We start from the raw sequence: 13,235 nt of genomic DNA on the forward strand, positions 1-13,235 counted from the left end.
GATGTTTACCGACTACTTCAACCGATTCTCCTGGCAGGATGTGCAGGCCGATATCCTGGCAAAGACCGACGCCGACGTGCGCCGCGCCTTGCAGAAGGATCGATGCGACCTGGAAGATTTTAAAGCACTGATATCGCCCGCTGCCGCGCCACACCTCGAAACAATGGCACGGATCAGCCAGGCGCGGACACTAAAACGCTTTGGTCGTACGATTCAGATGTACGTGCCGCTATACCTGAGCAACGAGTGTCAGAATATCTGTACCTATTGTGCCTTTAGCCTCGACAACCAAATCAAGCGCAAGACACTAACCGATGCAGAGATCCTGCAGGAAGTACAGGCCATTAAAGCGATGGGGTATGATCACATCTTGCTCGTAACGGGCGAAGCCAATCAAACCGTCGGTGTACCGTATTTGCAGCATGCCATACAATTAATAAAACCCCACTTTGCACACATCTCCCTGGAAGTGCAACCACTGGACCAGACCGATTACGAAACGTTGATCGCGGAAGGGCTCCACACGGTATTGGTATACCAGGAAACCTATCACGCCGCACAGTATAAACGCCATCATCCCAAGGGCAAAAAGTCAAACTTTCAGTACCGACTGGAAACGCCCGACCGCTTAGGCAAAGCCGGTATCCATAAGATCGGCGTGGGCGCATTGATTGGATTGGAAGACTGGCGTACCGACAGCTTCTTCACCGCGCTGCATATTCACTACCTGGAAAAAACATATTGGCAAACCAAATACTCGGTATCCTTCCCACGACTGCGGCCGATAGAAGTGGACAAAGCCGGCCAAAGTCAGGTGCAAGAGTTTCATAGCTACATGAGCGACCGCGAGCTCGTACAACTGATCTGCGCGTATCGTTTGCTAAACGACACATTAGAAATATCAATCTCCACCCGGGAGCAGGAATCGTTCCGCGACAACATTATCAAGCTGGGCATCACTAGCATGAGCGCAGGCTCGAAAACAAACCCCGGAGGCTACGCCGTAGCACCCGAGTCGCTGGAACAATTTGAGGTTTCCGATGAACGTTCCGCAGGCGAGATTGCTTCCGTGATTCGGAAGCAAGGCTACGAGCCGGTTTGGAAAGATTGGGACGTTGTATATGGAGGTTAAACTTTTCTCCACGGCAGTTCATAAACTGACGACTGGAGTAGTCACAAAGTCCCTGTTCCGAGACGGAACTCAGGCTTGAGCCAGCAATCTTTATTCGACGCTATTTGCGGCAACGTCGTAACCCGTGGCAACTATAGGCCCACCGAACCCACATCACCATGCATCTGGCGTTAGCGAAGACACTACTCGCCTAAGACTTCCTCCACCAATAAGCAACCAACAACACAAAACTCGTCATAAAATTAACTGCCGCTAAATACTGCGACGACAACGTCCGCGCAAGACGAGATATCTGCCGGATATTCTTCACCCCCGCAAGTATCTCCTTCAAAGCCTTCTTCCGCAGTCGCCGATCCAATTGCTTACGTTTATAATAGAACAGCCGCTCGATCGCGATAACCTCCGGCACATCCGACAACCGTGCATACTCCTGACCAATCAGCGTCAGATGTTCCGCGGAAAGCCCAAGCCGCTCAAAATTCCGAATTCCATCCTCAAAGCGGATCAACCCAAATTTCATACGATTGTTATCAATCAGCGACAGCTCATATTGACCATCATGTTCCCGGAAGAGTATATTTTCAAGGTTGTAATCAATATGATAGACACCGGTTTGGTGCAGCTTATAGGTATGCCGGGCCAATTGCAGCAGCAGAGGCCTGGCGTCTTCCAACGATGTTTGACGTATGGCATCCAATGCGACAAAATCCGTGTATTCCGAAACAAAATACATCTCCGTGATCAGCCCATCGCGGGTGATTTCAATGTAGGCGATGGGACGCGGCGTGGTAAAGCCCAATCTCGTGAGAATGTGGGCGTTGTCGAAAGCACGTTGTGCTTTCGAAGAAGCGAAATAGGTATACCGGATGCGGTTGGGCAGGTAAATGCGTTTAAAAGATTTAATCACCAGGCGAACACCTTGCACCGTATCCTCCCTAATAATATTCCGCTTCGCGTGCAGCACAATTCCCCGATTCCCAAAGGTCTGGGGAATATTCTCGATATATTCCTGTAGAAAGGAATACGCAGGGTTTGTAATAATTCTCTTCATGGGTGTTAAGGGTATCGTCGAATAGACCCCATGAAATATTGTATACTCTTTTAGAGCAAACGATTTCGGGGGGTATGATACGACGTATCTATATAGCCAACGTCAATAAAAAGCAAAACATTGCCGACAAGGTTCCCGAAATAACCATACCCGGACAAAAAAGCGACGAAGGGAAACAATTGATCTACTAACGCAGCGTGGCGAGACTCATGCTTGTTCCAAAATACCGCGTATGATGCGCATGCATTCTCCGAGGTCGGCATGCCGGGTGTCAATGCCGAGGCTGTTGTGCCCGTACGGCTGATACGCTTCGGGATCGGTAATGGAGAATAACCCAACGGTAGGAGCATGGGATGCCGTGGCCAGGTGCATGATGCCGCTGTCGGCACCGACGAAAATGGAAGTAGCTGCGATAAACGCAGCAATGGCGCGGATGTCTTTACTATAGAACGTGGGCGCCCGGAAGGAAAGCATCGAGATATTTTCAATGGGTAGGACCTCGATGATGTTGTAGTGGGGAAATTCTGTTTTTAGCCGGTCGTAGAAGGTTGTCCACCAGTCAGATGAATAACATTTGTCGCCCGTGGCGTAGGTATATAAGCTGATGGTCTTCCGGTCGTTGCCCGTGAGCTGGTGCAACTGCGTTTCCCCGTCGGCCTGTTCGGCCGCGCTCAGTCGGAGATCCAGGGACGGAGCATCCCCCGGGCGCGTAGGTATACCCCAGGCCGAAAGGTGGTTCCGAAGTTGGTATACCGGATACCGGGCGATGTGTTGGTGACCCGTCAGCGCCGGGTCGATAGTCGTTTCATCACCAAAGATCTTATAGGCAGCGTTTGAAAATTTGGTCGCCAATCTTCCCGATGACGAGCCCTTCACAACGTTGATCACCAGGTCATACCGGGTACGTTTTAAAGAGATCCAGACGCGCAGGTAGCGAAGCAGCTCCTTGAACGGCTTCTTTGGCAGGGATATGATCCTCTCTATATTCTCATAGCCCTGAAAGATCGTGGGGGCCACGCCTCCCTTTACGAGCAAGTCGATCCGGCAGCCGGGAAAGGTTGCCGTCACTTCTTGTATCAGGGGCGTGATCAGCAAGAGGTTGCCGAGACGGTGGTTAGGACGGCAGATAAGCACCCGTTGGATGACGATGGATTGACCGGGTGTCCCGGCGGGAAGGTGATTGGACTGACCGATGCCCCGGGTAAGACCGCGCATCAGATTTCTCCGGAAGGAGTTTATTCTTTTAGAGACACTCATGAAAATAAAAAGCGAAATGTAGACACCATGCTGACATAAACGTTTTTGAAGCATGCTTATTTTATCAACGGCAATAGCCGTAACCGCGACGTATCCTATTCCCTTTAGGACTAGCTTATCACTAGCATAAGTCATGCTTATCACTAGCTTGAGTCTAGGTCATCGTAACCCGTGGCAGGAGATGCAAGCCCATTTACCGACAACCGGCAGGTCAAACTGATATGGTTAAAATACTGAAAACTGAAACTGTTTTTTCTACGTATTAAAAGCAAGTTTTGATCATTCTTTACACGTATCTAATTGCAACGCTTTGAAAAGAGATTTACTGTTTGCGTACCTGGCCCTTGTGGCGATCTGCATCATCTGGGGGACTACCTTTTTGGCCATGCGGATGGCGGTTGTGGATTTCCCGCCATTCCTGTTCACCATTATCCGGCAATTAACGGCCGGGTCGATCCTGGTTATCTTTATGCTGACCATTGGAAAAGCGAAGGTGCCGAATAAGCGATACGTGCTTCGTCAGGCGTTGGCGGGGTTCCTCATGATCTCCGTAGGCAACGGCTTTGTGGCGTGGGCGGAAGTGCACATCCCCAGTGGCATCGCGGCCGTCATCTGTTCCTTTATGCCGGTGGTGGTAATCCTGTTAAACCTGGCGATCCAGAAAGACGAGCGTCCCACGGTGCCGATCATGCTCGGTGTAGCCCTGGGTGCTGTGGGCATTGGGTTGATCTTTAGTGAACACCTCAGTGACTTTGCGCAGCCCAAATACGTCATGGGTATTGGCATGACGCTGACCGCCGTGTTCTCCTGGGCGACGGGTATGATCTGGATGAAGAAAAATAGCGCTGACAGCAATCCTTTTTTGAACGCGGGTCTGCAAATGCTCTTCGGGGGACTGTGGTTGATTCCGTTCTCGTTGCTCTTTGACGACCTGCATGCCATACCGTGGACGACCAAGACCATGTTGCCCCTGGCATACCTGATTGTGTTCGGATCCGTGATCGCGTATACCTGCTACTCGTATGCTTTGCGTAAACTGCCCGTAACAATCGTATCGCTCTATGCCTACGTGAATCCCCTGGTGGCCGTGGTGTTGGGCTGGCTGGTGCTGGATGAAAAGCTCAATATGCGCATGGGAGGTGCCATTTTATTAACCATTGCCGGCATCTACATTGTGAACCGCGGGTATCAGCTACGCAATGCCTGGAAGGCGCAGCTTTCACACGATTAAAGGTCCTATCTTTATATACGTATGGAAGAAGAATTTGTAATCCGAACGGTGGAGCACGGCACATTGCCGGTGCTGCGTGAGCTCGCCATCAAAACCTTTGAAGATACATTCCGGGAACATAACACCGCGGAAGATATGGCCCTGTACCGCGAGCGGAACTTTGGCTTGTCAACGCTGGAGATGGAATGGCAGGAGGAGGGGACAGTATTTTTCCTGGCCTATACCGGCACAGACGCCGTAGGTTATGCCAAAGTACGAAAAGGCGAGCCGCTGGAAGCCCTTCAATTTGAAGTAGCGCTGGAGATCGAGCGCATTTATGTACACCAGGACTACCTGGGTCGGCAAGTGGGAAAAATCTTACTGCAAGCTTGCCTGCACCACGCGCGCAAAGCCGGCTACAAAACGGCATGGCTGGGCGTATGGGAACACAACACGCGCGCGCAAGCCTTCTACAAAAAATTTGGCTTCGAGCGTTTCGGCGAGCACGCCTTTGTGTTGGGTGGCGACGAGCAGACAGATTGGCTTATGAAAAAGACACTTTGACCCGATAAACATCCACCAGACCTATACCTATACATATGAAGTTCCGAAATGCCACCCTGCAAGACCTGCCGCAAATTGTAGCGATCTACAATACGACAGTGCCGGGCAGAATGGTAACAGCCGACACCGAGCCGGTCACCGTTGAAAGCCGTGTGAAGTGGTTTGAAGATTTCACCCCCGACCGCCGCCCCTTGTGGATAGTAGAAGATGACGCGGGCGCGATCATGGGCTGGGTCAGCATCAAATCGTTCTATGGCCGTCCGGCCTACAACGGCACAACGGAGATTGCCATCTACCTCGACCCCGCCGCGCGTGGCAAAGGTCATGGCAAAAAGATCCTGGAGGAAGCGACTACCCGGTGCCGCGCACTCGGCGTCAGCACCTTGCTGGGTTTCATCTTCGCGCACAACGAGCCGAGTATTCGTTTGTTTGAAGGTGCAGGCTTTACACAGTGGGGATTGTTCCCGGACGTTGCCGTGCTCGACGGTGTGCAGCGAAGCCTGGCCATTCTCGGAAAACGTATCGATAGGTAAACCCCCGATATATACGTTGACGGCTGCGGCCGGAAGTTTACCGGGGGATGTAAAATCCTCGGGCGGAATTGTATTGCCAGGATAAAACCATAACCAGACTAGCTATGAAGAAAATCACCATTGTCGCCTTCGAAAATTTTACAGACATCGATGTCTACCTCGCCTGGGATTTATTCAACCGCGTGCGCTTTATCGACCCCGAATGGAGTGTTCGAATTGTGGGTACGGAAAAGATTCATACCTCCGTTACCGGGCTACCGCTGAAGACACACGGTACGATTGAAGAATGTGCTGATGCCGACGTCGTCTTTTTTGCCAGTGGTAAAGGCGTGCGCGCATTGATCAAGGATGAGCAGTACCTGAACCGGCTAACCCTCGACCCGTCACGGCAGATCATCTGCTCGATGTGCTCGGGCGCGTTGATCCTGGCAGCGCTGGGATTACTCGATGGCATTACGGCTACGACTTATCCCACAGCGATTGATGAATTGAAAGCAATGGGCGTAACGGTAGAAGACAAAGCCCTGGTCGTACACGGCAATATTGCTACCGCTGCCGGGTGCATGGCGGCGATTGACTTGGTTGGCTGGATCGTTGAGCAAAAGGTGGGTGCTGTTGCCAAAGAAGAAGTGCTGGCCTCGGTGCAACCGGTAGGAAAGGGGTTGGTTTGTATCTATTAAGTACGGTAAGACAAGTTGAGTATGAATGCAGTATTACGAAGCGATAAAGAAGCCATCAGCGCCATCTTGCAACAGGTAGGGAAACTGGCCGACGAACATTTTCACCCGACCGAGCTGGCGCCACCGTCGCGCTATGTGCCCGACGACGACTTTGCCGATTTACCCGCCGAAGGGTGGGGGGCATTGGATGTGCTGGTGCAATTCCGCGAACGCTATGCGCCGCGCATGGCCAACAGCGCCGGTCCACGCTACTTTGGTTTTGTTACAGGCGGCTCGACCCCGGCGTCACTGGCCGGCGATTGGCTGGTGAGTGTATACGACCAGGTGATGTCGGGCAGCACCGACTCGGTGGCCCATTTCCTGGAACGCCAGACGCTACACTTCCTCAAGCAGCTCTTCGGTCTGGATACAGCCTATAGCGGCACATTCGTAACAGGCGCGACGATGTCCAACTTTGTCAGCCTGGCTTCCGCACGGCAGTGGATCGGTGAGCAACAAGGTATAAACCTGAGTGAGGATGGTCTTTACGGTATGGCGCCCATGCGGGTGCTCAGTGCGACACCGCACTCGAGCATTTTGAAAAGTCTCTCCATGCTGGGCATGGGCCGCAAGTCGTGGGTGAACGTTGAAACACTGCCCGGCCGGGAGGCGATTGACTTGCAGGCGTTGGAAGCAGCGCTGGCGCATGAGCCAGGGCCCGTAGTGGTGGTGGCCAATGCCGGCACGGTCAACACGGTAGACTTTGACGACCTGGAGGCGATCGGCGCTTTGAAACAGAAATATAATTTCTGGCTACACGTCGACGCTGCGTTTGGGGGCTTTGCCGCCTGCTCGCCGCAACATCAACACCTGATGCGCGGCATTAATCTGGCCGATAGTGTAACGATTGATGCGCACAAATGGCTGAATGTACCATACGATGCGGCGATGCAGTTTACGCGTCACAAAAGTATTCAGGTAAAAGTGTTTCAGAACCAGGCTGCTTACCTCGGCGACCCGGCGCTGATGCCCGATTCCATGCACGTGACACCGGAAAATTCCAGGCGGTTTCGTGCCCTGCCATCGTGGTTTACGTTGCTGGCGTATGGACGCAACGGTTATCGTGAAATTGTCGAGCGCAACTGTGCGGTGGCGCATGGGCTGGGTGAACGGCTGGAGCGCTCGGAAGAGTTTCGCCTGCTGGCGCCGGTGCGGATGAACATCGTATGTTTCTCGTTCCGCCACTCCACCACGCTGGAGGAGATTCGCACGTTTCTCGATGCCGTTCGCGACGACGGACGTGTTTTCTTTACGCCTACGGTCTATAAAGGGACGCCGGCCATTCGTGCGGCGATCTCCAACTGGCAGACCGGTGAGGCCGACGGAAAACTCGCTTTTGAAGTGCTGCAGGCCGTGTATCGCGCGCAGGCACTAAAAATATCCGTATAATCCATGCTTATTAGGCAGATAATTTAGAAATTTCCACCTCATAACCCATAGAACTATGACGACCTTGACGACTTCTATTCCTGTGCAGCGCGTTTCGAAATCGAGAATCAAAGAAGTTGATTTCAACAACCTGGAATTTGGAAAATACATTGCAGACCACATGATCGTAGCCGATTTCAAAGACGGCAAGTGGCATGAGCCTACGATTGTGCCGTACGGCGATATGCTCATGAGTCCTGCCATGCTTTCCCTGCACTACGGCCAGGCGGTCTTTGAAGGAATGAAGGCGTTTTGGACCAGCGACAAGAATATCAACATCTTCCGCCCGACACGTCACGCACAGCGGTTTAACCGTTCGCTGAATCGCATGTGTATGCCGGAAGTACCGGAAGAAATGTTTGTACAGTCGCTGCACGCATTGATCGAGCTCGACAAAGATTGGATCCCGACCAGCGAAGGCTCGTCGTTCTACATCCGTCCCTTTATGTTTGCGTACGAAGCACGCCTGGGTGTGAAAGTTGCCGATCACTTTAAATTTATCATCATCAACAGCCCCGTGGCCGCCTACCAGGCCAAGCCCTATCGCCTGAAAGTAGAGAACCACTACGTGCGTACCGCCGAAGGTGGTACCGGGTTTGCTAAATGCGCCGGTAACTACGGCGGTGCTTTCTACCCGACACAGATCGCCCGCGAGGAAGGCTTTGATCAAATCCTCTGGACAGACCACAAAGACCACCAATACATTGACGAGGTAGGCATGATGAACGTGATGTTCGTCATCAATGGCACACTCGTAACACCCAAGCTGACCACGGCCATCCTGGACGGCATCACCCGTGATACCATCCTGACCCTGGCCAAAGACATGGGCATGAAGATCGAAGAGCGCCGCGTAAGCATAGACGAGATCGAAGCCGGACTGAAGAGTGGTGCCGTGACCGAAGCCTTTGGTACCGGTACAGCAGCCGTGGTAGCGCCTATCGCCCTGATCAACATCAAAGGTCAGGACCTGGCAATCCCCGAGGCAGGCGCCAACAGCTTCCAGCTGCGTGTGAAAGAGAAGCTCAACAATATCCGCATGGGTATTGAGGCGGACGTTCACCAGTGGAACTACATCATCCCGGTACGCTAAAAACTTTTTACAGTATAACAACGTATCACTACCTGACCGGCTGCAACCCGGCCGATCAGGTAGTGATTTTTTTTGATACTATATGAAAGCCCTATTGTTTAAAGGCAAAGACCAGCCCCTGGTGATTGGCGACGTGAAGAAGCCCAGGCCAGTCAAAGACCAGGTACTCATCCGGCTATACGCCGCTGCCCTCAACCACCGCGACCTGTGGGTGATGCAAGAGCAGGAACAGACTTTCCCCGACGGCGTGATTCTCGGCTCCGACGGCTGTGGCGTGGTGGAGGATGTAGGGGAAGACGCCGATCCGTTTCTGGTAGGCATGGAAGTGGTGATCAACCCCTCGCTGGAGTGGGGCACGAACCCGATCGTACAGGGTGACAAGTTCCGCATCCTGGGTTTTCCCGACAACGGCACCTTTGCCGAATACATGGTCATCTCCAAGAAGTATATTTTTGAGAAGCCCGAGCACTTGTCGAACGAAGAGTGCGCGGCCATACCGTTGTCAGCGTTAACCGCCTATCGTGCATTGTTCTCCAAGGCACGGTTGCGTGCAAAGGAGAAAGTGCTGATCACGGGCATCGGCGGTGGCGCCGCGTTGTGGCTGCTGCAATTTGCCGTAGCGTATCAGGCGCGGGTATATGTCACGTCCAGCTCACGCGAGAAGATCGAGAAAGCAAAAGCACTCGGTGCTGCCGGCGGATTTGTCTATACCGAAGCAGATTGGGCTGGCCAGGCACAAAAAGAGACCGGTGGTTTTGATATCATCATCGACAGCGCCGGAGGCGATCAGTTTAATAAGTTTATTGAGCTGGCGTTGCCGGGCGGGCGCATCGTTAACTTCGGTCGCACGGCCGGTAACATTACGGAGGTGGCCACGCGACTGCTGTATTGGAAACAGCTTTCCATACACGGTACGACCATGGGCACCCGCGACGAGTTTCTGTCAATGCTCGACTTTATCGAAAGCCGTAAGCTCAAGCCAGTGATCGACAAAGTATACCCACTAACACAGGCGCCAGAAGCATTTAAGCTCATAGAACAGGGCGGACAGTTTGGTAAGATTGTATTAAAGATCGGCTCATGAGTGCGTTTGTATTTCCTGATCTGATAGCCGACGGCTTTGTGTATAGTACGGATCGCGCGCGTCTCGACGTACCGTACATACACCAATATCTCTCAGAACGTTCCTATTGGGCGCAACACATTCCGCTGGAGATCGTACAACGGTCCATTGATAACTCGCTTTGTTTTGGTATTTATCACAACGGTAAGCAGGTTGGCTTTGCCCGGCTTACGACCGACTACGCCACCTTTGGTTACTTGGGTGATGTGTTTGTAGACGAAGCCTATCGTGGCCGGGGACTCTCCAAACAGTTAATGCAGTATATATTCGAAGCAGAGCCCCTCCAGGGCTTTCGACGCATGGTGCTGGTAACTTCGGATGCACAGGGACTGTATAGCCAGTACGGGTTTCAACCGCTCGATCATCCCGAACGCTACATGGAAGTACGCCGGACCAACGTATATAAGAAACCCGACTAATCACCTTCAGATATGATAGCAGACATTCAGTATTTTGACAACCGCCCCATCACCACAGAAGAATTCATCGACGTATTGACGCGCTCGACGCTGTCCGAACGTCGGCCCGTACGTGAGCCCGATCGTGTCGCCCGCATGCTGGAACACGCCAACGTACTGGTCACAGCCTGGAAGGGCGACCTGCTGGTGGGTGTATCACGCGCGCTGACAGATTTTTCTTTCTGTTGTTATCTTTCCGACCTGGCGGTAGACGAAGCCTTTCAGCACCAGGGCATTGGCAAGGAGCTGATTCGTCGTACGCACGTTGCTTCGGGCGAGGAAACCACGCTGATCCTATTAGCAGCTCCCAAAGCCATCGACTATTATCCGAAGATAGGCATGGTGAAGTATGAGCACTGTTTTAAAATCGACCGTACACGCTAGCACCTGAATCATGACAATCGAACACATAGCCGTATGGACACACGACCTGGAAGGGCTTCGCGCGTTCTATGAAAAGTACTTTGGCGCGCGGGCGCACGATAAGTATATCAATACAAAGAAAAACTTTGAGTCATACTTTCTGAGCTTTGGTGAAGGGTGTCGCCTGGAGATCATGCAGATGCCGGGCATTCCCGCCAGCGAGAATGACGTATACAAACAATTCACCGGCCTGGTACACTTTGCGCTCTCCACGGGCAGCAAGGGAGAGGTAGACCGCCTGACGGAGTTGCTGCGTGGCGATGGATATGAGGTGGTGGGCGAGCCGCGTACAACGGGGGATGGGTACTATGAAAGCGTGGTGCTGGATCCCGACGGCAACCGGATTGAAATCACCGAATAGTAACGGCCGGGACTTCCGCCGTTGGCGGTTATGTTGTACCTTGTCCATGTAACCGATACACGTATACCTATGAAAAAGCAAACCCGCAGAACCTTCATCGCCAGCGCCGCCGTCCTGACGGCCGGCGTAGCCACAGGCATGTCACTTACAACTATGGAAACAGCAAAAGATAAAAAGCAATTGGCACATCACGTGTTCTTCTGGCTGAAGAACCGCGACTCAAAAGAGGACCTCAACAAACTGCTCGAAGGCCTGCGCACCCTGCGCAAGATCGAAACCGTGCGTAGCCTGCACATCGGCGTACCCGCCAGCACGGAGCTACGCCCGGTGGTAGACGCCAGCTATAGCGCATCAGAGTTGATCTTGTTTGATGATGTAGAGGGACAGAATGTATACCAGGTACACCCTATTCATGAGAAGTTTGTAAAGGAGTATTCGCACCTGTGGGAAAAGGTTGTAGTGTACGACTCGATTGATGTAGAATAGAAATGCACCTCGGCAGTCTGGAGACTGCCGACAGGCTCGGGCACAAGTTCCGCACCTACGCTAACGCTTGGTGCTAAAACTTGCGCCAGCAATGCAGGAACACTACGACTCGATATTGAATATTGGATAAAAACAAAACCCCGGGCAATCTACCCGGGGTTTTTTATTTGAATGGTGTATAGCCTATTTCTTGCGAATACTACACCCCGCAGGGCGTACTTCCGCCGTGGCCACTTTTTGGTTGGCCAGCATGATGTCAATAGCATCTTTCAAGTGATGGTGGCGTACGTCGGCTTCCACCTGCGCATTATCATCGATTGCCCCGCTATAGATCAGAATAAATTTACCACCGTTATTCTTCAACAAGTACGCCGAAGGGCTTTTCGCAACGCCCAGACTGGTCATCAACACCTGGTCCTTATCCGCCAGGTACGGCAACGACCAACCCGCAGCCTTCTTTTTCATATTATCAATCGACTCGTTGGGATCGTTGTGTGAGTTGACCAGCAAGACAGGCACCTTGTCCTGGTACTCGCGCGCCAGCTTTTCAATGCGGCCGCGGTAATATTCATCATACGGACAGGCGTTGCTGGTAAACAAAATCACGATGCCCGCACAAGAGGGGTATGTGTTCAGGGATACGGTCTTGCCATTGGCGACGTTGACAAGGCTAAAGTCTTTTACTTCCTGGGCGTGTACCGCCAGAGAAGCTGCAGCCGCGGCAAAAAGGAAAATGAGCTTTTTCATAGTGTGGTGGCTTTATTGAATACCAGGACAAAGTCCGGGGTGACCGTGTAGCATAAAGGTATTACCCTTTCCTCGTTATCGACAATAATGCTGCCAACTATCTCGCCCTCGGTTTTCCGCGAAAACGGGGCCACTAACAGGCTTTTTGCGAAGGTGAGGTCTTTCTTCCCATACACTTTTATCAACGCTTCCTTCGCGCACCAATAGATGCACAGCTTGATCAGGTCCGTGCCGGCGTCGGCTAGCTCCGTCGGGTGAAACATGCGCGGGGCAATGCGCAGCAGTTTTTCTTTCGGTTGCTCCAGGTCGATGCCGACAGACTGATGCGCATCCAGCAACACAGCGGCATAGGGAAACGAGTGGCTCAATGAGAGCTGATAGTCATGGCCCACCGGGAAGGGCTTGCCAAAGGCATCCTTGATAAGGCCGCGATAGGGGAGGTGGAGGGACAGGAGTGCCTCTTTCACCAGTACGCGACCGGCCAGCCATTCCAGCCGTTTTTGCGCGTTGGTGACGTTTTCGGGGGCGTCTTCGCCCAGGTGCGCGGCCAGCGTGGATTCGTCTTCGTTAATGTGCCACAGCGCCAGCACGCGGCCGGGACTTGTCTCGATCTTTTCAAGTCCCATTATTTTACGGACATCTTATTAGAA

At 52.6% G+C, this 13,235-nt stretch carries 16 protein-coding genes; 12 read left to right on the forward strand and 4 right to left on the reverse strand.

Going from position 1 to position 13,235, the window contains the following annotated elements:
- Position 1 precedes the first annotated feature (1 nt).
- Positions 2-1,132 (forward strand): 2-iminoacetate synthase ThiH, encoded by a 1,131-nt coding sequence (gene thiH / locus K7P01_RS16955; RefSeq protein WP_267295147.1) that lies wholly within the window; start codon positions 2-4, stop codon positions 1,130-1,132.
- A 190-nt stretch (positions 1,133-1,322) separates the two neighbouring features.
- Here thiH and K7P01_RS16960 read toward each other — a convergent pair whose 3' ends face one another.
- Both K7P01_RS16960 and K7P01_RS16965 read right to left on the reverse strand, forming a co-directional pair.
- Positions 1,323-2,183, reverse strand: a complete 861-nt coding sequence (locus K7P01_RS16960) for a lipopolysaccharide kinase InaA family protein (protein ID WP_267295149.1) — start codon at positions 2,181-2,183, stop codon at positions 1,323-1,325.
- Positions 2,184-2,390: 207 nt separating this feature from the next.
- On the reverse strand, positions 2,391-3,440 hold the full coding sequence (locus K7P01_RS16965) for a glycosyltransferase family 9 protein (RefSeq protein WP_267295151.1): 1,050 nt from the start codon (positions 3,438-3,440) through the stop codon (positions 2,391-2,393).
- Positions 3,441-3,750: 310 nt separating this feature from the next.
- On the opposite strand from K7P01_RS16965, the gene K7P01_RS16970 reads away from it, so the two are divergent.
- The 11 genes from K7P01_RS16970 to K7P01_RS17020 all read left to right on the forward strand — a co-directional run bounded on the left by K7P01_RS16970 (position 3,751) and on the right by K7P01_RS17020 (position 11,838).
- The gene (locus tag K7P01_RS16970) at positions 3,751-4,671 is read left to right on the forward strand and encodes a DMT family transporter (RefSeq protein WP_267295153.1); all 921 of its coding nucleotides are present in this window, start codon (positions 3,751-3,753) and stop codon (positions 4,669-4,671) included.
- A gap of 21 nt (positions 4,672-4,692) precedes the next feature.
- On the forward strand, positions 4,693-5,214 hold the full coding sequence (locus K7P01_RS16975) for a GNAT family N-acetyltransferase (protein ID WP_267295155.1): 522 nt from the start codon (positions 4,693-4,695) through the stop codon (positions 5,212-5,214).
- A gap of 35 nt (positions 5,215-5,249) precedes the next feature.
- Entirely contained in the window at positions 5,250-5,747 is a 498-nt protein-coding gene (locus K7P01_RS16980; protein WP_267295157.1) for a GNAT family N-acetyltransferase, read from the forward strand.
- 104 nt (positions 5,748-5,851) lie between these two features.
- Positions 5,852-6,427 (forward strand): DJ-1/PfpI family protein, encoded by a 576-nt coding sequence (locus K7P01_RS16985; protein WP_267295158.1) that lies wholly within the window; start codon positions 5,852-5,854, stop codon positions 6,425-6,427.
- 21 nt (positions 6,428-6,448) lie between these two features.
- Entirely contained in the window at positions 6,449-7,855 is a 1,407-nt protein-coding gene (locus K7P01_RS16990) for a pyridoxal phosphate-dependent decarboxylase family protein (protein WP_267295160.1), read from the forward strand.
- Positions 7,856-7,910: 55 nt separating this feature from the next.
- On the forward strand, positions 7,911-8,987 hold the full coding sequence (locus K7P01_RS16995) for a branched-chain amino acid aminotransferase (RefSeq protein ID WP_267295162.1): 1,077 nt from the start codon (positions 7,911-7,913) through the stop codon (positions 8,985-8,987).
- Positions 8,988-9,069: 82 nt separating this feature from the next.
- Positions 9,070-10,071, forward strand: coding sequence for a zinc-binding dehydrogenase (locus K7P01_RS17000; protein WP_267295164.1), 1,002 nt, complete (start codon positions 9,070-9,072; stop codon positions 10,069-10,071).
- Positions 10,068-10,529: a GNAT family N-acetyltransferase gene (locus K7P01_RS17005; RefSeq protein WP_267295167.1), complete on the forward strand. Its 462-nt coding sequence runs from the start codon at positions 10,068-10,070 to the stop codon at positions 10,527-10,529. Before K7P01_RS17000 ends, K7P01_RS17005 begins: the two co-directional genes overlap by 4 nt.
- A 12-nt stretch (positions 10,530-10,541) precedes the next feature.
- Positions 10,542-10,952, forward strand: a complete 411-nt coding sequence (locus K7P01_RS17010) for a GNAT family N-acetyltransferase (protein ID WP_267295169.1) — start codon at positions 10,542-10,544, stop codon at positions 10,950-10,952.
- A gap of 10 nt (positions 10,953-10,962) precedes the next feature.
- Positions 10,963-11,352 carry a VOC family protein gene (locus tag K7P01_RS17015; RefSeq protein ID WP_267295171.1) on the forward strand — a complete coding sequence of 130 codons (390 nt, stop codon included), beginning with the start codon at positions 10,963-10,965 and terminating at the stop codon, positions 11,350-11,352.
- Positions 11,353-11,421: 69 nt separating this feature from the next.
- A complete protein-coding gene (locus K7P01_RS17020; protein ID WP_267295173.1) occupies positions 11,422-11,838 on the forward strand; it encodes a Dabb family protein in 417 nt (138 codons plus the stop codon).
- Positions 11,839-12,021: 183 nt separating this feature from the next.
- On the opposite strand, the gene K7P01_RS17025 is transcribed toward K7P01_RS17020, so the two are convergent.
- Entirely contained in the window at positions 12,022-12,585 is a 564-nt protein-coding gene (locus K7P01_RS17025; protein ID WP_267295175.1) for a redoxin domain-containing protein, read from the reverse strand.
- Positions 12,582-13,211: a 4'-phosphopantetheinyl transferase family protein gene (locus K7P01_RS17030; protein WP_267295177.1), complete on the reverse strand. Its 630-nt coding sequence runs from the start codon at positions 13,209-13,211 to the stop codon at positions 12,582-12,584. Before K7P01_RS17030 ends, K7P01_RS17025 begins: the two co-directional genes overlap by 4 nt.
- Between the last annotated feature and the right edge of the window lie 24 nt (positions 13,212-13,235).

The organism is Parachryseolinea silvisoli (assembly GCF_021190955.1).
In the GTDB taxonomy this organism is placed as follows: Bacteria; Bacteroidota; Bacteroidia; order Cytophagales; family Cyclobacteriaceae; genus Ohtaekwangia; species Ohtaekwangia silvisoli.